This window comes from Methylobacterium sp. 10 (assembly GCF_000519085.1).
In the GTDB taxonomy this organism is placed as follows: Bacteria; Pseudomonadota; Alphaproteobacteria; order Rhizobiales; family Beijerinckiaceae; genus Methylobacterium.
The window spans coordinates 2,042,151-2,066,491 of the sequence record NZ_KI912577.1; the positions used below are offsets into that span (position 1 = coordinate 2,042,151).

The following is a 24,341-nucleotide window of genomic DNA, read 5'->3' on the forward strand; positions in this document are numbered from 1 at the left end:
CGCGTTGTCGCATCATGTCTGATCCCATCTTCTTCGCATCCAGCACGGCCCTCAGCCTCGGTGACATCGCCGGGGCTGCAGGCATTATGCTTCCCGAAGGGGCTGACCCCCTGGCGATGGTCGGCGGCGCGTCTCCCCTCGAAAATGCGGGGCCGGGCGACCTCGCCTATATGGACAATGCCCGCTACGGCGATGTCCTGGCCCAAACCAGGGCCCTGGCCTGCCTCGTCTCGCCGCGTTTCGCGGCCAAGGTCCCCGCCGCTACGGTGGCCCTCGTTACGCGCGACCCGTACAGGGTCTATGCCGGCCTGCTGGCGCGCTTCCATCCGGAGGCCATGCGGCCCCAATCACAATTCGCTACCGAGGGCGTCTCGCCCGGAGCCCATGTCCATCCCAAGGCGCGTCTCGAAGACGGGGTGATCGTCGATCCCGGCGCCGTGATCGGTCCCGGTGCCGAGATCGGCTCAGGCACGGTCATCGGCCCGAACGCCGTCATCGGCCCCAATGTCCGCATCGGCCGCGACTGCTCCATCGGGGCGGGGGCGACCCTGGCCTATGCCCTCGTCGGCAACCGCGTGATCCTTCATCCGGGCGCGCGCATCGGTCAGGACGGGTTCGGGTTCGCCATGGGGCCGGGCGGGCATCTCAAGGTGCCCCAGACCGGCCGTGTCATCGTGCAGGACGATGTCGAGATCGGTGCCAACACCACGATCGATCGCGGCGCGGGCCGCGATACCATGATCGGGGAGGGGACCAAGATCGATAACCTCGTCCAGATCGCCCATAACGTGGTCATCGGCCGCCACTGCGTCATCGTCTCGGGCGTCGGCATTTCCGGCTCGACCACCTTGGAGGATTACGTGGTCCTCGGCGGCCAGGTCGGCGTGGTCGGGCATCTGCGGATCGGAATGGGCTCGCAGATCGCCGGATCTTCGAACGTCAACCGCGACGTACCACCCGGAAGCCGCTGGGGCGGCACGCCGGCCAAGCCCGTGCGTACCTGGTTTCGCGAACTCACCGCTCTCGCCCGCCTCGCAGAAAAGTCGGGCCGCGACACGAGTGAGCCACCCAAGGACTGAGTCGGAACCGTCCCTGGCACGGCATGACCGGCTGCACGCCTCTCCAAGACTTGCATCCGTTGACGTTTATGCCGATGACGACGTTCGATTTTCTTCCAACGTTTAAGGCGAGGCGTCAGGGGCGCCGGGGCGCCATGGGATTGTTCGATCGATGAGTGACATGCCGAAAGATCTGGGCTCGGCCGACATCCAGAAGATCCTGGAACTTCTGCCCCACCGTTACCCGTTCCTCATGATCGACCGCATCATCGAGATCGACGGGGACCGCTCCTGCATCGGGATCAAGAACGTCTCGTTCAACGAGCCGCAATTCACCGGGCATTTTCCGGGCCTGCCGGTGTTCCCGGGCGTCCTGCTGATCGAGGGCATGGCCCAGACCGCCGGCGCAATCTGCTGCCAGCACATCAAGACCGACGATGTGCGGGCCAAGCAGGTGTTCTTCATGACCATCGACAAGTGCAAGTTCCGCAAGCCCGTCGTGCCCGGCGATACGGTGCGGTACCACATGACGAAGATGAACCAGCGTCGGACCATGTGGTGGTTCCGGGGCCAGGCGCGAGTGGGCGACACCCTCGTGGCCGAGGCCGAGATCGGCGCCATGCTGGTGACGGAGTGAGCGCCTTGGCCGAGATCCATCCGAGCTCCGTCATCGAGGACGGGGCCACGATCGGCGAAGGCGTGCGGATCGGTCCCTTCTGCCATGTCGGACCAGATGTGACTCTGAGCGAGGGCTGCGAGCTCGTCAGCCACGTCGTCATCGCCGGGCACACCGGCATCGGTCCCCGCACGAAGCTCTATCCCTTCGCCTCCATCGGCCATCCGCCGCAGGATCTGAAGTTTCGCGGCGAGGCATCGACGCTGACCATCGGGGCCGACTGCCTGATTCGGGAAGGCGTCACGATGAATCCCGGTACGGCCGGTGGCGGCCTCGAGACCGTCGTCGGCGACAAATGCACCTTCCTCGCCAATTCCCATGTGGGGCACGATTGTCGGGTAGGCGATGGGGTCGTCTTCTCCAACAACGTCATGCTTGCCGGTCATTGCAGCGTCGGCGACTATGCGATCCTCGGCGGCGGCGCCGCGGTGATCCAGTTCGCCCGTGTCGGAGCCCATGCCTTCGTCGGCGGCCTGTCCGGGCTGGAGAACGATTGCATTCCCTACGGCATGGCGCTGGGCAACCGCGCCTATCTCTCGGGCCTCAACATCATCGGCCTGCAGCGCCGGGGTTTTGCCCGCGAAGACATCCATGCCCTGCGCCGTGCCTATCGCCTGCTCTTTGCCCAGGAGGGCACCCTGATGGAGCGGGTGGAGGACGTGGCGGCGGAGTTCGAGTCGCATCGTGCCGTGGCCGAGATCATCGCCTTCATCCGCGAGGGCGGTAAGCGCTCGATCTGCACCCCGCGCGAGAATCCGGGCTCGGCTTGACCGCGTCTCTCCAGCCGGTGTCCCTCGTCGATCCGCATCCGGAGGAGCGTCTGGTTCTGGTGGCCGGGGCAGGGCGGCTTCCTGAACTCGTAGCCGAATCCCTCGACCGTTCGGGACGCGCGTTCCGGGTGCTTGCCATCCGTGGCTTTGCCGAGCGCCCGATGCGCGCACGCGCCGACGCCACGGTCGATCTCCTCGACATCGCCGGGGCGTTGAAGATCTTGGAAGCCTGGGGGCCGGCCTGCGTCATACCCGTGGGCGGAGTCTCGCGGCCCAACCCCGCCGCCATCCTCAACGCCGCGGCGGCCTTGCGGAATCGCGATGCGCTCAAGGCCATTTCGGGGGGAGGGGACGACCGGCTGCTGCGGGGCGCCCTCGTCCTGCTGGAGGATAACGGCCACCGTGTCGTCGGCATCCACGATGTGGCACCTGACCTGCTGAGCCCCGAAGGGCAGCTCGGCCGCCTCGCGCCGGATCTCGCGGCACGGGCTTCCATCGCCACGGGTTGCGGCATCCTCGCGGCGCTGGCTGCCTACGATGTCGGCCAGGCGATCGTCGTCGCGGCACAACGCGCGCTGGCGGTGGAGGGGCCGGAGGGAACGGACCGGATGCTCGCCCGGGCGCGTGCCCTCGGGCGCAAGCCCTTCGGCCTCGGGGCGGCCCAGCCCGGTACCGTGCTGGTGAAACTCGCCAAGACCGGCCAGGATCTGCGGGTCGACCTGCCGGCCATCGGTCCGCGGACGGTGAAGGCCGCGGCGGCGGCAGGCTGCGCCGGCATCGCCATCCAGGCGGGCTACACCCTCATCATCGACAGGGACGCCACGGTGGCCGAGGCCGACCGTGCGGGCCTGTTCCTCATCGGTTTGCGGATCGAGGCATGACCATCCACCCGTCCAGACGAATCTGGCTCGTCGCAGGGGAGGATTCTGGCGATCAGCTCGGGGCCAAGCTGATGCGAGCGCTGTCGGACCTCTCCGGCGGGCGGGTGACGTTCGGAGGCGTTGGTGGCGAAGCCATGGTGGCGCAGGGCTTCGTCTCCCTGTTTCCCATCGATGACGTGGCGGTGATGGGCTACCTACCGGTGGCGGCACGCCTTCGCACCCTCCTGCGTCGCATCCGCCAGACCGTGCGCGACATCATCGAATCGCGCCCCGACGTCCTCGTCATCATCGACAGTCCCGGTTTCACCCATGCGGTCGCCTCGCGGGTGCGAAAGCGCCTGCCCGATCTGCCCATCGTCGATTACGTTTCTCCCAGCGTCTGGGCGTGGAGGCCCTGGCGTGCGGCGAAGATGCGGCCGTTCATCGACCACGTCCTGGCGCTCCTGCCCTTCGAGCCGGAGGCGCATCGCCGCCTCGGTGGGCCGGAATGCACCTATGTCGGGCATCCGCTCATCGAGCGCCTGGCCGAGCTGCGCCCGGATCCCGCAGAGGCGGCGGCGCGGGAGGGGACGCCCCCGACCCTCGTGATTCTGCCGGGCTCGCGCCGTTCCGAGATCGAACGGCTGATGCCGGTCTTTGGTGCCACCCTGGACCTTCTCGTGCAGCGCTACGGACCCATCGACGCCGTGCTCCCGGCGGTCACCCGTCATCGCGCCATGATCGAGCGATTGGCCCTCTCCTGGTCTCGCCCGGTGACGATCGTTCATGGCGAGGCAGCGAAATACGCGGCCTTCCGGCGGTCCCGCGCGGCCCTGGCGGCCTCGGGCACCGTCACCCTCGAACTCGCATTGGCCGGCGTGCCCATGGTCGTCGCCTACAAGGTCTCGCGTCTCGAGGAGGCGGTGGCGCGGCGGTTGATCCAGGTGCCGACCATCGTGCTGCCGAACCTGATCCTCGGCGAGAATGCCATGCCCGAGTTCATCCAGGCCGAATGTACCCCCGGACGCCTGGGCGAGGCCCTGCTTCCGCTCCTCAAAGGCGGCGCGGCGCGCGACGCGCAGGTGCGCTCGCTTCAGCGCATCGACGGCTCGATGCGCCTTTCAGGCGATGACGAGCCGAGCCGTAAGGCGGCGAGAATCGTGCTGTCGGCGGCTCGCCCGGCGATCAGCGGACCGTCGTCGACGTAGCGGCTTTCGTCCTCGCGCCCCGCATGACCTCCGAAGCCTGGAGGGCGCTGGGCGGGAGGACCCCCCGCTCGTACGGCCCGCGCGTCGACGACAGGGACTGCATGTCCGGTATTCGCGTGCCCTCGTCACGTCCGAAGGCGTAGCCGGCATTCACGCCGGCATAGAAGCCCGTAAAATCCTCGGCCTTAGCCGGCCCGGCGAAAGCCATCGGCCAGCACAGGCTCATCGTCACGAAGACGCTACGCATCGTTGCTCCCGGCACCCGGCATCGTCCCTTCGGATCGACCCGTTCGGAGGCCGCCATCGGCTTCCCTGATGAAGCTGGAGACGAAAAACGGCGACCCGAAGGCCGCCGTCGATTCGTCTCTCAATCGGGAAGGTCGCGTAACCGCGATCTCCCCGGGATCTCTCATACCGGTCAGTAATCGGTATTGATGCTCTGGGCCTCGCGGCCCTTCTGACCGTCGATCACGCTGAGGGTAACCTGCTGGCCTTCGGCGAGGGACTCGAGTCCGGCGCGCGACAGGGCCGAGCGATGGACGAACACGTCCTTGCCGCCGTCATTGACGGAGACGAAGCCGAAGCCCTTGGCCGGATCGTACCACTTCACGGTGCCGCTCATCTCGACGGACGGACCGCTGGCGAAACGACCGCCACCGCCGCCGCCGCCACCACCGCCGAAGCGATCGTTGCCGCCGCCGTAGCTGCCGCCACCGCCGCCGCTGAAGCGATCACCGCCACCGAAACCACCGGCGCGGGGTGCGGGCGCACGACGCGGGGCCTCGGCCTCGGCCGTCGAGGTATCGACGCTGGTCACGTCCGTGACTTGCGGGCCCTTCTGGCCCTGCGCGGTGTGGACGGTCAGGCGCGTACCGGGAAGCAGATCGGCATGGCCCGCAGCCTCGACTGCGCGGATGTGAAGGAACGCATCGCCGGAACCGTCAGCCAGTTCCACGAAGCCGAAGCCCTTCTCCTTGTTGAACCACTTGACCGTTGCGTCACGCTCCGGTCCAGAGGGAGCGGCTGCTGCACGTGCCGGACCACGATCGAAACCGCCGCCGCCACCGCCATATCCACCGCCGAAGCCACCGCTCGGGGGTGCCTGATCCGGCCAGCGAGGCTCGGCACCACCCTCATCGAAGCCGCGCTTCTGCGGCCCCCTGAAATCACGACCACGTCCCATCGAAAGCTCGCAAAAACCGTCCGCCGTCCATCTGTCTTTGAATACCGGGTGCGTGCCGTCCCAGACGGGCACTTCACCACACTATCATCACTCTCAGCAGCGGTGACCAAGAATAACGCCTTAGTCCTGACTGAATCTTGGCTCTCTCGCAAGGTGCTTCTCACCGGACTCTGCAAGGTTCCGCGGATTTCCTGCGACAATTTACGTACTCCGTTTCGCCTCCGGCCGCCGTCCCCTCGAAGGGCCATTGCGTACAGGATGCGCAAACGTCATGCGGATGAACGACTTCGCGTTCAGCATTTTTCCCGGTCGCGTTAGGAAAATGCACATCGATGGCCGCTAGGATGCGTGCAGGCGCCTGCGAAAGCGGGTGGCCCGGAACCCCTGGCCGATGATCGCAACCCCGTCATTCCCGGACCTTTCGGCCCTCGTCGTCGACGAGAGCCTCTACATCCGCCGAATCGTTCGCGACATGCTGATGCGCGTGGGAATCAAACGCGTCCTCGAAGCGCCGGATGGTGCCGAGGCGCTGGGGGTGCTGGCCGAAAGCAAGCCGGACATCACGATCCTCGATTGGGACCTGGCCATCCTGTCCGGCGAGGAGTTCATCCGCCTCGCCCGCACGCCCACCACGTCGCCGTCGCCCACCGTTCCGATCATCCTGATGCTGGCGCAGCCGCGCCGCAACGTCGTCGACCGCGCCATCTCCCTCGGGGTCAACGAGATCATCGCCAAGCCGTTCTCGCCCAAGACTCTGTGGTCGCGCCTCGACGAAGTCATCAACCGGCCGCGGCCGTTCTCCCAGGTGAAGAGCCTCCTGCGTCCGGTCCCGAGAACGACGGCAGCCGGCAAAGCTCTCTGACGCGATCACGGATCGAGGCTTTGCACTGACGCCCAAGGCCTGTAGGCTTCTTATCGCATGATGGCCGATCTATCCCGGTCGGGCCACGATCGAGGATGCCGGCTAGGCCGATGAGGGAAGAGAGCGCCGCCATGATGCCGGCCCGCCCCATGGCCGGCCCGCCTTCACCGAGCGCTTCCGCCGTGCCGGAGGCTGGTCCCCCGCCTGTGGTGGGCTACCGTCCCGGACGGCGCAACACTTACGCCGCCCTCGACCTCGGCACGAACAATTGCCGCCTGCTGATCGCCGAGCCCGCGTCCCACGGCTTTCGCGTGGTCGATGCCTTCTCCCGCATCGTCCGCCTCGGCGAGGGGCTGGGTACGTCCGACCGCCTCAGCGAAGCCGCTGTGGAGCGTACGCTGGAAGCTCTGCGCGTCTGCCGCGCCAAGATGGAATCGCGCGGCGTTGCCCGTGCCAAGATCATCGCCACGGAAGCGTGCCGGCTCGCCGTCAACGGGGCGGATTTCGTGGCGCGCGTGCGCGACGAGGTGGGGCTCGATCTCGAGATCGTCGACCGGCAGACCGAGGCCTACCTTGCGGTCACCGGCTGCGCGGCCCTGGCCGACCCCTACTCGGAATCGGTGGTCATCTTCGATATCGGCGGCGGCTCCACCGAGATCGCCTGGCTCGACGGGGCGGCCACCAACCCTTCGGCGGACCCGACTCTGCGGATCCGCGCCTGGGATTCGCTCCCCGTCGGCGTGGTCACCCTGGCCGAGCGGCATGGAGTGGCCGATGTTACCCGCCTGACCTTCGAGGGCATGGTCGAGGAGGTGGCCGACATGCTGTCGCGCTTCGCCATCCGTGCCGCGCCGGCGGCCAATGCCCGGCATTTCCACCTCCTCGGCACGTCGGGAACCGTGACGACGCTGGCCGCCATGCACCTGCGCCTGGCGCGCTACGAGCGCCGCCGCGTCGACGGGTTGTGGATGAGCGACGGCGAAGTGAGCGATGCCATCGACGATCTGCTCGACACGCGCCTCGACCAGAGGGCAGACAATCCCTGCATCGGCCGGGATCGGGCCGATCTCGTGCTCGCGGGTTGCGCCATCCTGGAAGCGATCCGCAGGGCATTCCCCTCCGAACGGCTACGCATCGCCGACCGGGGGCTGCGCGAAGGTCTTTTGATGAACATGATGCGCGAAGACGGCGTCTGGCGCCGCGGAGGCTACCGTTGACCGACAGGCGTGGTGCGGGCGGCGGGTTGCGGGGCGATCTCAAGCAGCGGGTCAAGACGGGGCGCGGCCGCACCGCCTCTCAGAAGCGCTGGCTCGAACGGCAGCTCAACGATCCCTACGTGGCGCGGGCCAAGCGCGAGGGATATCGCTCTCGCGCGGCCTTCAAGCTTCTCGAGATCGATGAGCGCTTCAAGATCCTGAAGCCGAACCAGAAGATCATCGATCTGGGCGCAGCACCCGGCGGCTGGTCCCAGGTCGCCGCCAAGATCGTCGGGCCGAGCGGCCGGATCGTCGGCATCGATCTCTTGGAAATCGAGCCGATGGTCGGCGTCGAGTTCATCACCCTCGACTTCCTCGATCCCGACGCCCCCAAGCGGCTGATCGATCTCCTCGGCGGGCAGGCCGATATCGTCATGTCCGACATGGCGGCCAACACGACCGGACACAAGCAGACGGACCACCTGCGTATCATCGGCCTCGCCGAGACCGCCGCCGAATTCGCGCGCGAGGTGCTGGCGCCGGGGGGAACGTATCTCGCCAAGGTTTTCCAGGGCGGGACGGAGGGTACCCTGCTCGCCGACCTGAAACGCGACTTCACCTTGGTGCGCCACGTCAAGCCCTCGGCGAGCCGCGCCGATTCGAGCGAACTCTACGTGCTCGCAACCGGATTTCGCGGGTCCTCCGCCGAAACCGCCGAGGACGAATCCTGATACCGGACGACGATGCCTTTTCTCATGGCCGTCTGCCAGTGTGACGGCACGGCCGGGGCCGTTCGCCGAACGCGCCGATCTCGACCCTAGATCGGGATCGGCGCGTTCGGCATCAGGTGTCGCGGCTACAGGCCGGGTGGGATCAGGATGGGGTAGCATCGCGCACCGGCACCCGCCGCCAGGACCTCGACCGCGCCCACGGTGGAGGCGTCGCCTGCCACATGCACGACGTCGGTGGTCTTCAGGCCGGTGAGATGCGCGGTGAGGGGCCCCGGACGGACATCCGGGGGGCGCTGCCTCGTCCTGTCGGCGACGAGGGTGATCCGTGAGACGCCGGTGGCCCTGAGCCAGTCGAGCGACGGGCGCATATAGAGATCGAGGGGGTCGCTGGCGCCGATCACCACCACGATCTCGCGTTGCGGCTCGATGTAGCGCGCCGCCCGGGCGATCGCCCAGATCGGCGCGAAGCCGGTCTCGCGGCCGACGAGCAGCAGACGACCCCCGCCGGGGCGATAATAGCCGCGGCCGACCGGACCTTTGATCTTGACCGGATGTCCGAGAAGGATCTCCTCGCCGAGGGAATGGGCGACCGCGTCGCAGGCATGTCCGAGGCGCAGGTGGAAGACGAGCTCGTTGAGCTCGGTCGTGCCGTCGAGGCGCAAGGTCGGGCTCACGTCGATCGGGTCGAACCCCTCGAACGTGGCGGTGACCTGGTGGCCCGGCTCGATGTCGAGACGGCGCGTGATCGTGATCACCACCTCGACCACATGGGCGCCGAGCGGAACGATCTGGGTCACCGTGCCGACCCGGCGTGCCTGGGCGGCCGTCTTCACCTCAGCGAAGACGAGGCTCTCGACCCCTTTGGAGGCGCGGGGCGTGGAGAGCTTGACGGGCTCCGCACGGTACAGACGAGCCTGGGCACGGCGCGAGGAAGGGCTGGCGCCCTGGCCGAGGAGATGGGATCCGTGCAGGCCGGTGGTGGGGGCGATCACGCCGTCGGCAAGGGCGGCTTCGAGCGGCGTATCGCCGGTCGAGACCCGCACGGCCTTGCCGTTGACGACAAGCGAGCAGCGCGCGCTCATGGTCGAGCCTCGAAAGTTGAGTGACGTCGAAAGGAAGCCGGCGTCGGGTGACGCGCGCCGGCCGATGATGGAAACCTCACCGGTGTCCGTCGAGCAACTGATCCACGAGGGCGGCCCAGCGGTCGCGCACCGCGCAGGCTTCCGGCGAGAGAGGGGCCGGCCCCGCGAGTCGCTCGACACTGGCGCGGACATTGGCGGCCTCTTCCCGCTCTGCGCGCAGGACCGCCTTCATCACCATGATCTCGGAGCGCAGGCGCGCCAAGTCATCGGACGGTGCGTCCTCCTCGACCACCTCTGCCCGCGGCTCCACCGGCAAGGCCGCCGGAGCGATGTCCACGCGCTTCGGGGTGGTGCCGGTGCGGATCGGGCGCGCCATGAGGCGCTTCACGATATCCGAGCCGAAATCCTCGCCGAGGCCGAATTCGTCGCTTAATCGCAATGCCGCTTCGGCCATCACGCCCGCCTCCTGTCGAACGGCAGACCGTGCCGCGCCGCTCGATCCATCTCGATCGTCACGATGAGCGATCATGGTTAAGGGAGGTTTAATTCAACCGTCGCGGTTTGGCGATCAGGCCGCTTCCGGTGCCGCGCCGACAAGTTGTCGGGCCTGGAGCATCGACATGGGATCGCCAAAGGCGGTCCCTTGCGCGTATTCGCAGCCGAACTCGGCCAGGGCCTGCGCGTCGGTTTCGTTCTCGGCGCCGTCGGCGATGATCGCGAGGCCCAGTTCCTGCGCCATCTTGACGATGGAGCGCAGCATCACCGAGTGCCCCGCCGCCATCTGGCGCACGAAGGTCGGGTCGATCTTGATCGTGTCGAACGGGAAACGCTGGAGATAGGACAGCGCCGAGTAGCCGGTGCCGAAATCGTCGAGGGAGAGGCCAGCCCCGAGATCGTGGATGCGGCTCAGCATCTGGGCCGCGTATTCCGGGTTCTCCATCACCAGCCCCTCGCCGAGTTCGAGCTTGAGCGAACCGGGAAGCACGCCCGACCGGGCCAGGATCGTCTTCACGTCGTGAAGCAGGTCGTGTCGGAGGATCTGCCGCGAGGACACGTTCACGCAGGCGAAGATGGGCGGGTCGACGTCGAGGGAGCGCTGCCAGGCGGCGAGTTCGAGGGCGGTACGCTCCAGCGCGAAGATGCCGAGATTGACGATAAATCCGCTTTCCTCGGCGATGGGCATGAAGGTGGAATGCGGAATGCGGCCGAGCTTGGGGTGGTCCCAGCGCAGAACCGTCTCGAACCCCGCCACCGTGCGATCCTCCAGGCGGACGACGGGCTGGAACAGCACCTTCATCTCGTTGCGGTCCAGGGCCCGGCGTAGATCGGCCTCGAGCATCAGCCGGTCGCTGCGTTCGTTGCGCATGGAGGCACGGAACACCTCGGTGCGGTCACCGCCGTTGCGCTTAGCCTGGATCATCGCGATCTCGGCGTTCTTGAACACGTCCTCGCGCTTCAAGGCGGCACCCACCTCATGCAGGACGATGCCGACGGAGACGGTGAGGAAGATCTCGCGGTCGGCATAGGTGATGGGCGTGGCGATGGCCCGGCGGATCATGTCCGTGAAGGCGAGGATGCGGTCGGGCTCGCGCTCCGAAAGCAGGATCAGTCCGAACTCGTCTCCGGCGATGCGGGCCAGTGAATCCTGTGGGCGCAGGAGCCGGCCGAGACGACGCGACAGGGTGAGCAGGATCGAATCGCCCGCCGAGAGGCCGATGGCGTCGTTGATCGCCTTGAACCGGTCGACGTCGAGGAGGATCGTCGTCGGCTTCAGGCGCGCGTCCTGGCTCGCGAAGGCGAGGGCGGCGTCGAGTCGGTCGTTGAACAATTCGCGGTTGGGCAGGCCGGTGAGGCTGTCGTGGATCGCGTCGTAGAGCAGGCGTTCCTCAGCGGTCTTCACCTCGGTGACGTCCGAGATGGTGCCGACGATGCGGATGACCTCGCCGTCCGGTCCGATCACCGGCCGGGCCTTCAACCGATACCAGACATAGAGGCCTTCCGTGGAGCGCAGGCGAAAATCGTGGACGATGCGGCCGCGCCGCTCCTCGATCACCGTGTCCAGGGCAGCGGAATAACGGTCCACGTCGAAGGGGTGGACGAGGCCGAGCCAGTTCGAGGCCGGCCCTTCGAGCGTGCCGCGCTTGAGGCCCAGCTGGTTCTCGATCTCCTGACCGGCGAAGACCCGGTCCGCCGGCACGTCCCAATCGAACACCACGTCGCCGGCGCCCGTCAGGGCGAGGGCGCGCCGTTCTGTGTCCGAGACCAGGGAATGGGTCATCCCGCCGCCGGTGAAGGCGTGCTGCATCACCGTGAATCCGATGAGCATGACGATGAGGACGAGACCTCCGATGAGCGCCGGCTGGACGAGGTCGCTGCCGATCTGGCCGGTGATGGCGAAGCCTGCGGCCACGACCCAGACGAGGAGGAGGAACCAGGTCGGCACCAGCAGGATCGCCCGGTCGTAGCCGTTATGGATGGCGAGATAGACGATCAGCAGCAGGCCGACCCCGGCGACGGCGGCGATCGAGATGCGGGCGACGCCCGCCGCCACCGGCGGGTCGAACACCGCCAGACCCACGAGGCCGGCGAGGAACGCGAGCCAGAAGAACGCCACATGGCCGTAGCGCACATGCCAGCGGCTCAGGTTGAGATAGGCGAACAGGAAGACGAGGAGCGTTGCACCCAGCACCGCCTCGGCGGAGGCCCGGTAGACCCGCTCGGCCACTTCGGTGACGGGAAAGACCCGCTGCAGGAACCCAAAATCGATACAGGCATAGGCGAGCACCGCCCAGGCAAGGGCGGCGGCCGCCGGAAAGATGATCGCGCCCTTCACCACGAAGATGATCGTGAGGAACAGGGCGAGCAGGCCGGCGATGCCGATGATGATGCCCTTGTAGAGCGTCAGGCCGGTGGATTTCTTGCGGTAGGCTTCCTGGTCCCAGAGATAGACCTGCGGCACGTTCGGCCCGTTCAGCTCGGCGACAAATGTGACGGTGGCGCCGGGATCGAGAGTGATCACGAACTGGTCGGCTTCCGGGTTCTCGTCGCGCTCTGGCCTGATGCCCTGGCTCGCCGTGATCGCCGCGATGCGCGAGCCGCCGAGATCCGGCCAGATGACGCCCGAGCCGACGAGACGGAAATGGGGTGCCACGAGAACCCGATCGATCTGCTCGTCGGTATCGTTGGTGAGCGCGAACACCATCCAGTCGGGCCGTGCTCCGCTGTCGCGCGCCTTCACCACGATGCGGCGGACGATGCCGTCCTTGCCGGGAGCAGTGGAGATCTGGATCAGGTCGCCGTCCGAGCGGTAGCGCTCGATCATCGGTGTCAGGTCGATCGCCGGAGCGTCGAGGGTCACGCGCACGGCTTCCACGGCCCAAGCCGGCGCCCCCGTTCCGAGGAGGCCGATCAGGAGCAAGACGAAGGCGGTGAGGGCGAGGAAGGATCTGCGCAACGGGCGAGTGTTCCGGCCGGGCGGGCACTGACGAGGAATACGGCTCAGCTTGTGGCCCAGTCGTACCGGCGGGGGGGTCCACGGACAAGGCGAGCGGTCTGCCCAAGGTCGCGGCACCCACTGCTTCTTGGCGTAGCGCCGAGAAGGGTTCGATCGCGTCCTTTTGCGGCCAAAACAAGCCGGACAGGCATCGGAGGCGTGGAGGCGGACGCTTGAAACACGGCAGGGACGGCGATGGGCGGTATGAAACCATACCCACGACGCATCGCCGGGCGTCCGACCGATCGTCCGGCGCCCGACCGTCATGGCCAGGTCGCCGGACCGGGATAACCCGTCAATTCGCCTGGAGCACGCCCCTCATCTTCTCGAGGGACGGCAGCTTCCTGATCGGTCCGATCGCAGCGAGCGTCGGCGCCCCCGAGAGCAGACGCAATCCCGCCGCTCTCACATCGTCCACGGTGACGGCATCGATCTTGGCGATGACTTCCTGCGGCGGGATCACCCGGCCCCAGGCGAGGATCTGGCGGGCATTGCGCTCGATCCGGCCGCCGGGGGTCTCCAGGGCCGACAGGAGCGCGACCTTCACCTGCGCCTTGGCGCGGGCGACCTCGACGGCATCGGCGTCGCGTGCCGCTTTGGCCGTGGCGGCCAGGGTCACATCGACGAGTTCGGCGAGATCCGATCCGGACGTGCCGGCACCGATGCCGAACAGGCCGCAATCGACGAAGGACCAGTGGAACGCCTGGATCTCGTAGGCGAGGCCGCGGGTCTCGCGCACTTCGTGCCAGAGCCGCGAGGTGAGACCGCCGCCGAGCACCTGCGCAAACATGTGCAGCGCGTAGTAGCCTTCGTCGCGAAAGGAGAGTCCGGGCAGCCCCAGCACGAGATTGGCCTGTTCGAGCTTCTTCTGGATCCGCTTCTCGCCGCCGACATAGGTGCCGGCGACCATCTCCGGGGCGACCGTCGCCGGCATGCCGCCGAAATGGTGCTCGGCCGCCTCGACGATGGCCTCGTGCGAGATGGCGCCCGCCGCGGCGACGACGATGCGGTCCGGGGTGTATTCGCGGGCGAGATAGGCCTCGATCGCGTTACGGTCGAAGCTGGCGATGGTCTGCGGCGTGCCGATGATCGGACGGCCGATCGGCTGGTCCGGAAACGCCGCCGCGGTGAAGGCCTCGTAGACCACGTCGTCGGGCGTATCTTCGATGGCGGCGTATTCCTGCAGGATCACGCCCTTCTCGCGGGCGAGTTCGCCCGCGTCGAAGACCGAGCGGGTGAGGATGTCGCCGATGACGTCGAGGGCGACGCCGGCATCCTCGCCCAGGACGCGGGCGGTGTAGCTGGTGCCCTCGGCGCTGGTGGCGGCGTTGATGTCGCCGCCGACATTCTCGATGTCCTCGGCGATCCGGCGGGCCGAGCGGGTCTCGGTTCCCTTGAACGCCATGTGCTCGATGAGATGGCTGAGGCCGCCCTCGTCAGGCCGCTCGTGGCGCGATCCGGCTCCGACCCAGACGCCGAGGGTCGCGGTGGCGACACCGGGCATCGTCTCCGTGGTGACGGTGATGCCGTTGGAGAGGCGGGACACCTTCAGGCCGGGAGAAGCGCCATGGGTCGCGAAATGCTGATTCATGGGTTCTCAGTTCCCGGCCGTGATGCGTGAATGTGCGCGGATGAAGGCTTCCACTGCCGCCTGGTCGTTGGCGACACGGGTGAAACGCTCCTTCCGATCCAGCAGATCGGCGAGGTGCGGCGGCAGGACGGGGCGAAGGCCGCCCGTCGCCTGCGCGACCGCGTCCGGAAACTTCGCCGGATGTGCGGTGGCGAGGGCGACCACGGGGGTCCTGGCGTCCTTCTCCAGAAGGCGCCGGCCGGCATGAACGCCGATGGCGGTATGCGGGTCGATGACCATGCCGATCTCCCGGTGGATCCGCGCGATCTCGGCGATCACGGCCTCCTCCGGAACGGACGCGGCATCGAACTCGTCGCGGACAGTCTTGAGCACCGCTTCGTCGAGATGGAAGCCGCCCGATTGCTTGAGCCCTGCCATCAGCCGCGAGAGGCTCGACGCGTCGCGGCCCAGAGCCTCGAACAACAATCGCTCGAAATTCGAGGAGATCTGGATGTCCATGGATGGCGAGGTGGTCGGCTGGACGCCGCGAACCTCGTAGGCGCCGTGCTCCAGGGTGCGCGCCAGGATGTCGTTGGCGTTGGTGCCGATCATCAGGCGCTCGATGGGCAGGCCCATGCGCTTGGCGACCCAGCCGGCGAGGATGTCGCCGAAATTGCCCGTCGGCACCGCGAAGGAAACGGGGCGGTGCGGCGCGCCCAGGGCTACGGCACTGGTGAAGTAATAGACCGCCTGCGCGGCGACCCGCGCCCAGTTGATCGAGTTGACGCCGGAGAGCCGCAGCTCATCGGCGAAATCCGCGTGCTGGAACAGGGCTTTGACGATGTTCTGGCAATCGTCGAAATTGCCGTCGATGGCGATGGCATGGACGTTGTCCGCGCCCACCGACGTCATCTGGCGGCGCTGCACTTCGGAGACGCGGCCATGCGGGAACAGGATGAAGATGTCGACCTGATCGAGGCCGCGAAAGGCCTCGACGGCGGCGCTGCCGGTATCGCCGGAGGTGGCGCCGACGATGGTGGCGCGGGAACGGCGGGACCGCAGGACGTGGTCCATCAGCCGGCCGAGGAGCTGCATCGCCACGTCCTTGAACGCCAGCGTCGGCCCGTGGAAGAGCTCCAGCAGGAATAGGTTGTCGTCGAGCTGCACCAGCGGGCACACAGCCGGATGGCGGAAGGTGGCGTAGGATTCCTCGATCATCCGGTCGAGATCGGCATCGGCGATCTCGCCGTCGATCAGCGGCCGCAGGACGAGCTTGGCCGCGTCGGCGTAGCGCTGTCCGGCGAGCCCGGCGATCTCGTCACGGGAAATCTGCGGCCAGCTCTCGGGCAGGTACAGGCCGCCGTCGCGGGCAAGGCCGGCGAGGAGAGCATCGGAAAAGCTGAGGGGCGCCGCGGCGCCGCGGGTCGAAACGTGTAGCAAAGGGGCCTCCGGGAAGGGGGCCGGTCTACACGAAGTGGATGTCGCTGTCGAAAGCCGGAAATTCCCGACGTCCGGGATCACGCTTCGCCGAACTATGAATGAAGCACCGCCACTCCCGCGAGGACTAAATCGATCAAGCTCCGCCGACCTCGTCAAGGAACCGCTCGATCGCCCGTTCTGTCCGAGCCTTCGTCCGCCCCTGCGCGATGTAATCCAACCCCGCCTCCGACACCGCCTCGGCATAGGCTTCCTCGGTGCAGAGGCGCCGGATGGTCTCGGCCAGATCGTCCAGCGTCTCGGTGAGAGCCGGATACGGGGCCGAAAGGTCCTCTTCCAGGTCGCCCCAGAGCAGGCCCGCCAGCGGAACGCCGGCCGACAGGCACTCGTGCTGCGCCAGGCCGAACCCGGCCCAGGGCGGCAGCGGACTGACGTAGCACGAACACGCGCCCTGCAACTCGTCCTTGGCGCGCCGGTCGAGAAAGCCCCCAACCGTATCCTGCCCGTACATGACGATGTCGACGGATCGCTGCTTTGCCAGTTCGATGACCTGATGGGTCAAAGCCAGGTCGTAGCGATCGCGCGTGTTCGGCCGCGATTTCATCGTCCAGGCGCGGTCCTCTCTCCATCGGTAGCGGCGCTCGGCCTCGTACCAGGGGGCGATCACCCAGGACGGTGTGTGCAGCAGCGCCGGATGATGGGTTCGCTGAAGGGCCAGGACCTTGCGGGACAAGGTGATGACGCCGTCCACCTTGTCGATGAGCTTGGGCGGAAGGAGCCCCGCACGCCCATTGTGGATGATCCAGATATGGGCTGCATCGGGCAGCCGCCTCCTGGCTTCCTCGAGCTGCAGTGGGGTGGTCACTAGGACGGCCGCGACGTTCTTGTCGCTTCCGTCCCAGGACGGAACTTGGAGCAGGGCCGATTCCGCTAAGCCGTCATGGTCGCCGAGCTTGGCCGCTTCCAGCCGCCACCCGGCGGCCGATGCCCAGTTGTTCAGGAGCGTCGGAGATTGCAGCGCCGCGACGACGCGCGGCACGCCTGCGCGTCCGGCGGATGCGACGGGGCGTCGGAGGAGCGGCCGGGTCACCTCCTGGCGCCTGGCGGCGGGCTGCCCGGCATCGAGGTCCGAACTGGAGAGATGATTGGCGAGGTCGATCTCGAACGACCTGACGTGATCCGACTCGCTGTGCACGAGACGGAACACGACGAATACCTCGTTCGAGAAGGCGAGCTTGGCCCTCCCGAAACTGGCGGCGAGCAGACGCACCGGAATCTGCTCGATCAGGCCCTTGTGGCAAACCACCTGCCGGACAGAGGGTATGTCGTCGAGGTCCGAGAAGGCGATCAGGTCCTGGCGATACTCCTTGAGCCCGTCCGGTGCCGCGGTGGCAGCAAGAAGCGACTCGTCTTCGTCGAGAAAGGAGAGGAGTGCCGCCCAATACGGATCCACCGGCTGAGTTCCGCTCATCTCGACCTCGTCTCCCTCGATCCGGCGAGAGCCCTGCGCCTCTCGCCGAACTCCCGCGGCGCCGCCGTGCCCGGAGCGAGGACACTGGTGACCGAATGTTTCGTGAGACACTCTTAGCCCCGAACAGGGCGCCCTGCATCCACCGGAATATCGGGCTTTCGAGGAAGCACGATCAAAGCCATCCGCGCCGGTCGCTGCCTACGCGTTGTCGCCGGGTGCCTTGACGATGCGGCATCCATTGATCCGCCAGGCGCCGTCGCTCTGCTTCTCGAGACTGTAGAGGGCCATCCAGTCGACGCCGTTCTCGTCCTGTAGCTTCATACCCAGGGTCAGCCCGTCCTCCCCACTCTCCTCCACACGGTCGATGCTGAAGCTGCGGGCGCGGTAGACGGCGCCGTATCCCTTCCGGACCATCTCGATGAAGGTATCCGGTGAAGCGAACATTCCCTGGATCGACGGGGCGGCCTGGGCATAAGCGGTGGCTGCGTCATCCTTGCGGAACGCCTCGATCTGCCGCTCCACCGTCGCCCTGGCTTCCAGCTTCGCAGCGTCATCGCTGGCATTCGCCGGCGAGACCCGCTGGATCGAGATCAGGCAGAGACAGGCGGTCAGCAGGGAGAGGACGGCGCGCATGGACCACACTCCGCAATGGGGGCGACCCGACGCAGGATAGTGCGATGCATCCGGCCGGCAAGAGCGGGCCACATCCTTGACCCTGCCGGCCGAAGCTATGCGGCCGGGTTTCCCGCGGTGCCGTCCCGTTCGTCCGACAGACGCTTCCAAGCGAAGACGCCGAAGACGCCGACGAGGCAGGCGGCGATGCCGAACCATGTGAAGGCGTATTGCATGTGGTTGTTGGGAAGATCGACGCGAAGCTGCCCCCCCTTCGGCCAACCTCCCGGGTTCGGCGTGGCATCCGCCTCGATGAGATAGGGCATCACGGTGATGCCCCTGGCGGCGGCGATGCCGTCGATGTCGCGATGGAACCACTCGCCTTTCGCGGGTTCAGGCGGCGGCACGAACATCGTCCGTATCTCCGGACTGCGCAGCATACCGGTGATCGTGACCGATCCCGCGACTTGTCCCGGCTGGCGGCGCGCCGCATCCTTCAGTTCGGTTGGCACGAAGCCCCGGTTGACGAGAACGAGGCTGCCGTCATCGTCCTGCTTCAGCGGTGTCAGAACGTAGAAGCCCTGGAGCGCCTTGCCCGGTACGGCACCCGCAGCCAGACCATGGACCAGGGTCTCCTGGTCGTTCAGCAGCGTGCCAGTCACCCGCACGCGTTCGAACTCGTCCCGCGCGGGATTCCAGTCGCCGCGGGCCGGGAGAGGGGCAGGGGGCTCGGCGCGCGAGCGGGCGACGATGCGGCCGATCAGGGCCTCCTTCTCACCCTTGCGCTGCAACTGCCACACGCCGAGGCTCAGCAGGATGGCGAGACAGATCAGCGAAGCGATGGCGGGCGCGGCCAGCGCCCGCACGGCGCCCGGACGAACAGGCTTCGGCATCAGCGAAAGCGCCCCTCCTCGGCCTTGTTGGCGAATTGGAGCGCCGCCAGCATGCCCTTCAAGGGGCGCACGAGCGCGAGGCTCAGCCCCACCGACAGGGTGATGGCCACGAGGGCATGGACCCAGATCGGCGGCTCGAAGGTGATCTCCATCCAAAGGGCCAGCCCGACGACGACGATGCCGACGATGGACATGACGAAGAAGGCCGGGCCATCGCCGGAATTGAAGTTCGAATAGTCGAGGCCGCAGACCTCGCAGGACGGCCGGAACGTGAGGAAACCGTCGAACATCGCGCCTCTGCCGCAGCGGGGGCAGCGGCAGCGCAATCCGGTGGGAACTGGCGGCGGTAACGGCCGAGGGTGATTCACGATTTTTGCTCCTCGGCGACGGTGAGTCCGCCATCCGCCCCATATGGGCTTCGCGGCAAGTCATGGCACGAAAAAGGGCGGCTCGCGCCGCCCTGATTCTCATACCTGTGTCGCTTCGCCTCGTTGAGGCGTGACCGATGTCAGTGAGCCGCCGTGCCGGCGCCCCAGACGTAGATCGAGGCGAACAGGAACAACCAGACGACATCGACGAAGTGCCAGTACCAAGCGGCGAACTCGAAGCCGAGATGCTGCTGGACCGTGAACTGGCCGAGATAGACGCGGTAGAGGCAGATCGCGAGGAAGATCGTGCCGATGATCACGTGAGCGCCGTGGAAACCCGTCGCCATGAAGAAGGTCGCCGAGTAGATGCTGCCCGAGAAGCCGAAATGCGCATGGCTGTACTCGTAGGCTTGGCAGGCCGTGAACAGCACGCCGAGGATGATCGTCAGCCAGAGGCCATACTTCAGGCCCTTGCGATCGTTGTGCAGCAGGGCGTGGTGGGCCCAGGTGATCGTCGTGCCGGAGGTCAGCAGGATCAGTGTGTTGAGGAGCGGCAGGTGCCAGGGATCGAACGCCTCGATACCCTTCGGCGGCCAGGTGCCCCCGGTGAAATCCAGGCGCGTGGTCTGGATCGGGTCGGCGGTGTAGAGCGCCGCTTCGAAATAGGCCCAGAACCAGGCGGCGAAGAACATCACCTCGGAGGCGATGAACATGATCATGCCGTAGCGGTGGTGCAGCTGGACGACGCGCGTATGGTCGCCGGCATTGGCCTCGTGGACGACGTCGCGCCACCAGGAGAACATCACGTAGAGTACGCCGATGGTGCCGGCGCCGAAGATGTAGGGACCGGGGCTGAGCGTGCCGATCTGCAGGCTCTTCATCCAGAACACGGCGCCGAACGCCATGAGGAAGCCGGAGAAGGCACCCAAGAGCGGCCATGGGCTCGGGCTCAAGATATGGAAGTCGTGATTCTTGGCGTGCGCCTCGGCCATCTGAACTCTTCTCCTCACCCCGGGCCCAATGCCGCGAGCGGCTTTGACCTTCTGAACGTTCGGCTACACCGGAACCCTTAATCGGGACGGCGCAGTGTTGTCACGCTTGAGACCTCAAAAATCTGGCGCGTCGAAAACGCGTCCCGCCTAAATATTTGATGGCCTCAAAAATTGGTTTTCGCACCCCTGCCGTCCGTCGTCGCGAGCGCGGCCGAGGGCTGGCCGTTCTTCGACGCGAAGTAGGTGTAGGAGAGCGTCAGCTCCTGCAGGTGGGCGGTGTTCGAATCGGCGCGCACGGCCGGATCGATGTAGAACACCACCGGGAAATCCATCGTCTCCCCGGGCTGCAACGTCTGCTCGTTGAAGCAGAAGCACTGGATCTTCACGAAGAAGCTGCCCATCAGGCCCGGCTGGACATTGTAGGTCGCGATCCCCGTGGAGGGGGTCGTGCCCGTATTCTTGACGCGGAAGAACACGGTCTTCGTCTCGCCCAGACGCGCCTCGATCTTCGGTGTCTCGGCGACGAAGCGCCAGGGCAGCGTCGAGGCGACGTTGGTGTCGAAATGGACCACCATGCTGTCGTCTACCGCCACCTGTGTCGGAGCGAGCCCGACTCGAGGCGTCCCGTCATAGCCGGTGGCCTTGCAGAACATGTCGTAGAGCGGGGCCGACGCGAAGGCGAGGCCGATCATCCCCACCGCCAGCCCCGCACAAGCGAAGGCGGTGACCGAAGCCTTGCGGTTCGGGGTGCTGCTTGGCTTGGTGGGCATGTCGGTCATGATGACGTCCGACTCTCTTCGCTGAACAGTTCGGTCGCTTGGGTCACAGGGGGCGGTTGAGGATCTGCGGTCCGAGCTTGGCGATGGTCAGGGCGTAGAAGATCGCCACGAGGACGAACAGCACCGTGGCAATGGCGATGGAGCGCCTGCGCTGGCGCTGCTGCTCCTCGGGCGTCAGACGCCGCGGCGGCGTGGATTTCTCCGGCATCGAGGTCACGCGAGCACCGCGCGGTAGAGCCCGAGGCCCTGCTCGGCCAGGACTGCCGAGAACAGAAGGAACAGGTAGAGGATCGAGAAACCGAACATGCCAAGCGCGGCCTTGCGCTCCGCCTCGCCCTCGCGGTTGCGGTAGACGTGGACGCTGAAGGCCAGCATCCCGAGGCCGCCGATGAAGGCGGTGACGCCGTAGAGCCAACCGCCAAAACCGAGGAACACCGGGGCGAGGCCCACCGGAAACAACACGATCGAGTAGTAGATGATCTGGCGGCGGGTGGATTGCGGCCCGGCGACGTTGGGCATCATCGGGATGCCTGCCTTGGCGTATTCCCCGGCCTTGATCAGGGCCAGCGCCCAGAAATGCGGCGGCGTCCAGATGAAGATGATGAGGAACAGGATCGTCGATTCGATGCCCACCGATCCCGACACGGCGGCCTGGCCGATCATTGGGGGCAGGGCGCCGGCGGCGCCGCCGATGACGATGTTCTGAGGCGTCGCCCGCTTCAGCCACATGGAATAGACCACGGCGTAGAAGACGATCGTGAAGGCCAGCAACGAGGCGGCGAGCCAGTTCGAGGCGAGGCCGAGCACCAGCACCGAGCCCACCGACAGGACGATGCCGAAGGCCAGGGCCTCGCCGGGCTGGATGCGGCCTCCGGGAATCGGGCGGGTCGCGGTACGGGTCATGACCGCGTCGATGTCGGCATCCCACCACATGTTGAGGCAGCCCGAGGCGCCGGCGCCCACCGCGATCATCAGGAGCGAGATCACACCGACGACGGGCTGGATGTGAACGTGCGAGACCACCATGCCGACGAGGGCAGTGAAGATCACCAGCACCATCACGCGCGGCTTCAGGAGTGCGAAGAAATCCGCGACCTCACCACCGACCATCATCGGGGTCGGCGCGAAATCGTGCGGCTCGGCGGCAGCGGAGACGCTGTTCGACAGGCTCGTCATGGGGTCCCGATACTGTTGTCGGTATGGCCGGAATTCGGATCACGCCGTCTCTGGCGCCGCCCTTTGCGGGATGTCGCTCGATAAAGAGGGGCATCCGGTAAAGAGCGAGGACCGCTCGCGCGATCCTCGCAATCCCTAGTGTCGTCTTAGAACAATCGCAATTTCAAAGCCGATCGCGATCGTGGAGACGGCAGCGTCTTAGTGACCGTGGTCGTCGACGATGGTCGGCAGCGTCTCGAACTGGTGGAAGGGCGGCGGCGACGAGAGCGTCCACTCGAGGGTGGTGGCGCCTTCACCCCAGGGATTGTCGGCTGCGCGGACCTTCGAACGGAAGGCGAGGACGACGCCGATGAAGAACACCACCATGCCGAGGGCGAAGATGTGCCCGCCCCAGGTGGAGACCTTGTGCCAGCCGGCGAAGGCTTCCGGGTAGTCGGCGTAGCGGCGCGGCATGCCGGCGAGACCCAGGAAGTGCATCGGGAAGAACAGGACGTTCGCACCGATGAAGGCCAGCCAGAAGTGCAGCTTGCCGGCCCATTCCGGGATGACGTAGCCGGTCATTTTCGGGAACCAGTAGTAGACGCCGGCGAAGATGATGAACACGGCGCCGAGCGACAGCACGTAGTGGAAGTGGGCGACGACGTAATAGGTGTCGTGCAGGTACTTATCGACCGCCGAGTTCGCCAGCACGACACCGGTGACGCCGCCGACCGTGAACAGGAAGATGAAGCCGACCGCCCAGTGCATGGCCGCGGTGAAGCGGATCGAACCGCCCCACATCGTGGCGATCCACGAGAAGATCTTCACGCCGGTGGGCACCGCGATGACCATGGTGGCGAAGACGAAGTAGGATTGCGTCTGGAGCGACAGACCGACCGTGTACATGTGGTGGGCCCACACGACGAAGCCGACGACGCCGATGGCAACCATGGCGTAGGCCATGGCGAGGTAGCCGAAGACGGGCTTGCGCGAGAAGGTCGAGATGATGTGGGAGACGATGCCGAAGGCCGGCAAGATCATGATGTAGACTTCGGGGTGGCCGAAGAACCAGAACAGGTGCTGGTAGAGCACCGGATCACCACCGCCGGCGGGATCGAAGAAGGTCGTGCCGAAATTGCGGTCGGTGAGCAGCATCGTGATCGCGCCGGCGAGGACCGGGAGCGACAGGAGCAGGAGGAACGCGGTCACCAGCTCGGCCCAGGCGAACAGCGGCATCTTGTGCAGGGTCATGCCCGGCGCACGCATGTTCAGGATCGTGGTGATGAAATTGATGGCACCGAGGATCGAGCCGGCGCCCGAAAGGTGGAGGGCGAAGATCGCGAAGTCCACGGACGGGCCGGGATGGCCGGAGGTGGAGAGCGGCGGGTAGACGGTCCAGCCGGTGCCGGCACCGCTGGTTCCGGGGGCGCCTTCGACGAACAGCGAGCAGACGAGGCTCGCGAAGCCCGCGACGGTGAGCCAGAACGAGATGTTGTTCATGCGCGGGAACGCCATGTCGGGCGCGCCGATCATGAGCGGGACGAACCAGTTGCCGAAGCCGCCGATGAGCGCCGGCATCACCATGAAGAACACCATGATGAGGCCATGGCCGGTCACGAACACGTTGTAGGTGCCGGGATTCGAGAAGTACTGCAGGCCGGGCTCTTCCATCTCCATGCGGATGCCGAAGGAGAGGAACGCGCCGATGATGCCCGCGCAGAACGCGAACAGGAGGTAGAGGGTGCCGATGTCCTTATGGTTGGTCGACAGGAACCAACGGGCGAAGAAGGACGGCGTATGGGAGGCGTGGGCGTCGTGATGCCCTGATTGTGCTGTGGCGGTTGCCATCGTTGCAGACCCTGTTCAGGTTTCTCTAAATCTCTCGATTTGCGAATGGACCGACCCGATGAAGGGCCGGTCCAGCCGGTGCCGTCGGGCGGCGCCG

The 24,341-nt window shown here is 66.6% G+C and carries 24 protein-coding genes; 8 read left to right on the plus strand and 16 right to left on the minus strand.

From position 1 onward, the window contains the following. Positions 1–14: 14 nt before the first annotated feature. The 5 genes from lpxD to lpxB all read left to right on the plus strand — a co-directional run bounded on the left by lpxD (position 15) and on the right by lpxB (position 4,572). Complete coding sequence (lpxD, locus tag K368_RS0109405) at positions 15–1,079, plus strand: UDP-3-O-(3-hydroxymyristoyl)glucosamine N-acyltransferase (protein ID WP_027172172.1); 1,065 nt, start codon at positions 15–17, stop codon at positions 1,077–1,079. Positions 1,080–1,230: 151 nt separating this feature from the next. Beyond that, on the plus strand, positions 1,231–1,695 hold the full coding sequence (gene fabZ, locus K368_RS0109410; protein ID WP_027172173.1) for a 3-hydroxyacyl-ACP dehydratase FabZ: 465 nt from the start codon (positions 1,231–1,233) through the stop codon (positions 1,693–1,695). Positions 1,696–1,700: 5 nt separating this feature from the next. After that, positions 1,701–2,504: an acyl-ACP--UDP-N-acetylglucosamine O-acyltransferase gene (gene lpxA / locus K368_RS0109415; protein ID WP_027172174.1), complete on the plus strand. Its 804-nt coding sequence runs from the start codon at positions 1,701–1,703 to the stop codon at positions 2,502–2,504. Then, on the plus strand, positions 2,501–3,385 hold the full coding sequence (lpxI, locus tag K368_RS0109420; protein ID WP_245259546.1) for a UDP-2,3-diacylglucosamine diphosphatase LpxI: 885 nt from the start codon (positions 2,501–2,503) through the stop codon (positions 3,383–3,385). The genes lpxA and lpxI overlap by 4 nt, the downstream gene beginning before the upstream one ends. Beyond that, positions 3,382–4,572 (plus strand): lipid-A-disaccharide synthase, encoded by a 1,191-nt coding sequence (gene lpxB, locus K368_RS0109425; RefSeq protein ID WP_027172176.1) that lies wholly within the window; start codon positions 3,382–3,384, stop codon positions 4,570–4,572. Before lpxI ends, lpxB begins: the two co-directional genes overlap by 4 nt. On the opposite strand, the gene K368_RS0109430 is transcribed toward lpxB, so the two are convergent. Further along, on the minus strand, positions 4,550–4,819 hold the full coding sequence (locus K368_RS0109430) for a hypothetical protein (RefSeq protein WP_027172177.1): 270 nt from the start codon (positions 4,817–4,819) through the stop codon (positions 4,550–4,552). The genes lpxB and K368_RS0109430 overlap by 23 nt on opposite strands. A 171-nt stretch (positions 4,820–4,990) precedes the next feature. Next, positions 4,991–5,755 carry a cold-shock protein gene (locus tag K368_RS0109435; protein ID WP_027172178.1) on the minus strand — a complete coding sequence of 255 codons (765 nt, stop codon included), beginning with the start codon at positions 5,753–5,755 and terminating at the stop codon, positions 4,991–4,993. 391 nt (positions 5,756–6,146) lie between these two features. On the opposite strand from K368_RS0109435, the gene K368_RS0109440 reads away from it, so the two are divergent. The 3 genes from K368_RS0109440 (at position 6,147) to K368_RS0109450 (ending at position 8,544) form a co-directional block, all read left to right on the plus strand. Continuing rightward, complete coding sequence (locus K368_RS0109440; RefSeq protein ID WP_027172179.1) at positions 6,147–6,617, plus strand: response regulator; 471 nt, start codon at positions 6,147–6,149, stop codon at positions 6,615–6,617. A gap of 110 nt (positions 6,618–6,727) precedes the next feature. Beyond that, complete coding sequence (locus tag K368_RS0109445; protein WP_027172180.1) at positions 6,728–7,834, plus strand: Ppx/GppA phosphatase family protein; 1,107 nt, start codon at positions 6,728–6,730, stop codon at positions 7,832–7,834. Beyond that, a complete protein-coding gene (locus K368_RS0109450) occupies positions 7,831–8,544 on the plus strand; it encodes an RlmE family RNA methyltransferase (RefSeq protein ID WP_027172181.1) in 714 nt (237 codons plus the stop codon). The genes K368_RS0109445 and K368_RS0109450 overlap by 4 nt, the downstream gene beginning before the upstream one ends. 125 nt (positions 8,545–8,669) lie before the next feature. Here K368_RS0109450 and K368_RS0109455 read toward each other — a convergent pair whose 3' ends face one another. From K368_RS0109455 to ctaD, 14 genes are all read right to left on the minus strand, one after another. Beyond that, on the minus strand, positions 8,670–9,626 hold the full coding sequence (locus K368_RS0109455; protein ID WP_027172182.1) for a ferredoxin--NAD(+) reductase: 957 nt from the start codon (positions 9,624–9,626) through the stop codon (positions 8,670–8,672). Between the two features lie 76 nt (positions 9,627–9,702). Then, a complete protein-coding gene (locus K368_RS0109460; RefSeq protein ID WP_027172183.1) occupies positions 9,703–10,080 on the minus strand; it encodes a hypothetical protein in 378 nt (125 codons plus the stop codon). A 114-nt stretch (positions 10,081–10,194) separates the two neighbouring features. Beyond that, the gene (locus K368_RS0109465) at positions 10,195–13,080 is read right to left on the minus strand and encodes an EAL domain-containing protein (RefSeq protein WP_027172184.1); all 2,886 of its coding nucleotides are present in this window, start codon (positions 13,078–13,080) and stop codon (positions 10,195–10,197) included. Positions 13,081–13,414: 334 nt separating this feature from the next. Then, positions 13,415–14,710, minus strand: a complete 1,296-nt coding sequence (locus K368_RS0109470; protein ID WP_027172185.1) for a pitrilysin family protein — start codon at positions 14,708–14,710, stop codon at positions 13,415–13,417. 6 nt (positions 14,711–14,716) lie between these two features. Beyond that, a complete protein-coding gene (gene thrC, locus K368_RS0109475) occupies positions 14,717–16,129 on the minus strand; it encodes a threonine synthase (RefSeq protein ID WP_027172186.1) in 1,413 nt (470 codons plus the stop codon). A 133-nt stretch (positions 16,130–16,262) separates the two neighbouring features. Continuing rightward, positions 16,263–17,597 (minus strand): hypothetical protein, encoded by a 1,335-nt coding sequence (locus tag K368_RS0109480; protein ID WP_027172187.1) that lies wholly within the window; start codon positions 17,595–17,597, stop codon positions 16,263–16,265. A 198-nt stretch (positions 17,598–17,795) separates the two neighbouring features. After that, positions 17,796–18,230, minus strand: coding sequence for a DUF4864 domain-containing protein (locus K368_RS0109485; RefSeq protein ID WP_027172188.1), 435 nt, complete (start codon positions 18,228–18,230; stop codon positions 17,796–17,798). A gap of 95 nt (positions 18,231–18,325) precedes the next feature. Beyond that, positions 18,326–19,102, minus strand: coding sequence for an SURF1 family protein (locus K368_RS0109490; RefSeq protein WP_027172189.1), 777 nt, complete (start codon positions 19,100–19,102; stop codon positions 18,326–18,328). Continuing rightward, positions 19,102–19,473, minus strand: a complete 372-nt coding sequence (locus K368_RS0109495) for a DUF983 domain-containing protein (protein WP_197031068.1) — start codon at positions 19,471–19,473, stop codon at positions 19,102–19,104. The genes K368_RS0109490 and K368_RS0109495 overlap by 1 nt, the downstream gene beginning before the upstream one ends. A gap of 137 nt (positions 19,474–19,610) precedes the next feature. Further along, the gene (locus tag K368_RS0109500) at positions 19,611–20,462 is read right to left on the minus strand and encodes a cytochrome c oxidase subunit 3 (RefSeq protein ID WP_018045001.1); all 852 of its coding nucleotides are present in this window, start codon (positions 20,460–20,462) and stop codon (positions 19,611–19,613) included. A gap of 164 nt (positions 20,463–20,626) precedes the next feature. Then, positions 20,627–21,241, minus strand: a complete 615-nt coding sequence (locus tag K368_RS0109505; RefSeq protein ID WP_027172191.1) for a cytochrome c oxidase assembly protein — start codon at positions 21,239–21,241, stop codon at positions 20,627–20,629. Between the two features lie 43 nt (positions 21,242–21,284). Then, positions 21,285–21,449, minus strand: a complete 165-nt coding sequence (locus tag K368_RS27050; RefSeq protein ID WP_162238932.1) for a hypothetical protein — start codon at positions 21,447–21,449, stop codon at positions 21,285–21,287. Between the two features lie 5 nt (positions 21,450–21,454). Next, the gene (locus K368_RS0109515; RefSeq protein ID WP_027172192.1) at positions 21,455–22,417 is read right to left on the minus strand and encodes a heme o synthase; all 963 of its coding nucleotides are present in this window, start codon (positions 22,415–22,417) and stop codon (positions 21,455–21,457) included. Between the two features lie 198 nt (positions 22,418–22,615). Next, entirely contained in the window at positions 22,616–24,244 is a 1,629-nt protein-coding gene (gene ctaD, locus K368_RS0109520; protein WP_027172193.1) for a cytochrome c oxidase subunit I, read from the minus strand. Positions 24,245–24,341: the final 97 nt, after the last annotated feature.

What these genes read in the sequence shown, in the direction of transcription:
- K368_RS0109515 (WP_027172192.1), bottom strand. Translation starts at nt 22,417, where the DNA reads ATGACGAGCCTGTCGAACAGCGTCTCCGCTGCCGCCGAGCCGCACGAT.
- K368_RS0109435 (WP_027172178.1), bottom strand. Translation starts at nt 5,755, where the DNA reads ATGGGACGTGGTCGTGATTTCAGGGGGCCGCAGAAGCGCGGCTTCGAT.
- lpxD (WP_027172172.1), top strand. Translation starts at nt 15, where the DNA reads ATGTCTGATCCCATCTTCTTCGCATCCAGCACGGCCCTCAGCCTCGGT.
- K368_RS0109480 (WP_027172187.1), bottom strand. Translation starts at nt 17,597, where the DNA reads ATGAGCGGAACTCAGCCGGTGGATCCGTATTGGGCGGCACTCCTCTCC.
- K368_RS0109440 (WP_027172179.1), top strand. Translation starts at nt 6,147, where the DNA reads ATGATCGCAACCCCGTCATTCCCGGACCTTTCGGCCCTCGTCGTCGAC.
- K368_RS0109445 (WP_027172180.1), top strand. Translation starts at nt 6,728, where the DNA reads ATGAGGGAAGAGAGCGCCGCCATGATGCCGGCCCGCCCCATGGCCGGC.
- K368_RS0109430 (WP_027172177.1), bottom strand. Translation starts at nt 4,819, where the DNA reads ATGCGTAGCGTCTTCGTGACGATGAGCCTGTGCTGGCCGATGGCTTTC.
- K368_RS0109500 (WP_018045001.1), bottom strand. Translation starts at nt 20,462, where the DNA reads ATGGCCGAGGCGCACGCCAAGAATCACGACTTCCATATCTTGAGCCCG.
- lpxB (WP_027172176.1), top strand. Translation starts at nt 3,382, where the DNA reads ATGACCATCCACCCGTCCAGACGAATCTGGCTCGTCGCAGGGGAGGAT.
- K368_RS27050 (WP_162238932.1), bottom strand. Translation starts at nt 21,449, where the DNA reads ATGCCGGAGAAATCCACGCCGCCGCGGCGTCTGACGCCCGAGGAGCAG.
- fabZ (WP_027172173.1), top strand. Translation starts at nt 1,231, where the DNA reads ATGAGTGACATGCCGAAAGATCTGGGCTCGGCCGACATCCAGAAGATC.
- ctaD (WP_027172193.1), bottom strand. Translation starts at nt 24,244, where the DNA reads ATGGCAACCGCCACAGCACAATCAGGGCATCACGACGCCCACGCCTCC.
- K368_RS0109505 (WP_027172191.1), bottom strand. Translation starts at nt 21,241, where the DNA reads ATGACCGACATGCCCACCAAGCCAAGCAGCACCCCGAACCGCAAGGCT.
- K368_RS0109460 (WP_027172183.1), bottom strand. Translation starts at nt 10,080, where the DNA reads ATGGCCGAAGCGGCATTGCGATTAAGCGACGAATTCGGCCTCGGCGAG.
- K368_RS0109455 (WP_027172182.1), bottom strand. Translation starts at nt 9,626, where the DNA reads ATGAGCGCGCGCTGCTCGCTTGTCGTCAACGGCAAGGCCGTGCGGGTC.
- K368_RS0109485 (WP_027172188.1), bottom strand. Translation starts at nt 18,230, where the DNA reads ATGCGCGCCGTCCTCTCCCTGCTGACCGCCTGTCTCTGCCTGATCTCG.
- K368_RS0109470 (WP_027172185.1), bottom strand. Translation starts at nt 14,710, where the DNA reads ATGAATCAGCATTTCGCGACCCATGGCGCTTCTCCCGGCCTGAAGGTG.
- K368_RS0109490 (WP_027172189.1), bottom strand. Translation starts at nt 19,102, where the DNA reads ATGCCGAAGCCTGTTCGTCCGGGCGCCGTGCGGGCGCTGGCCGCGCCC.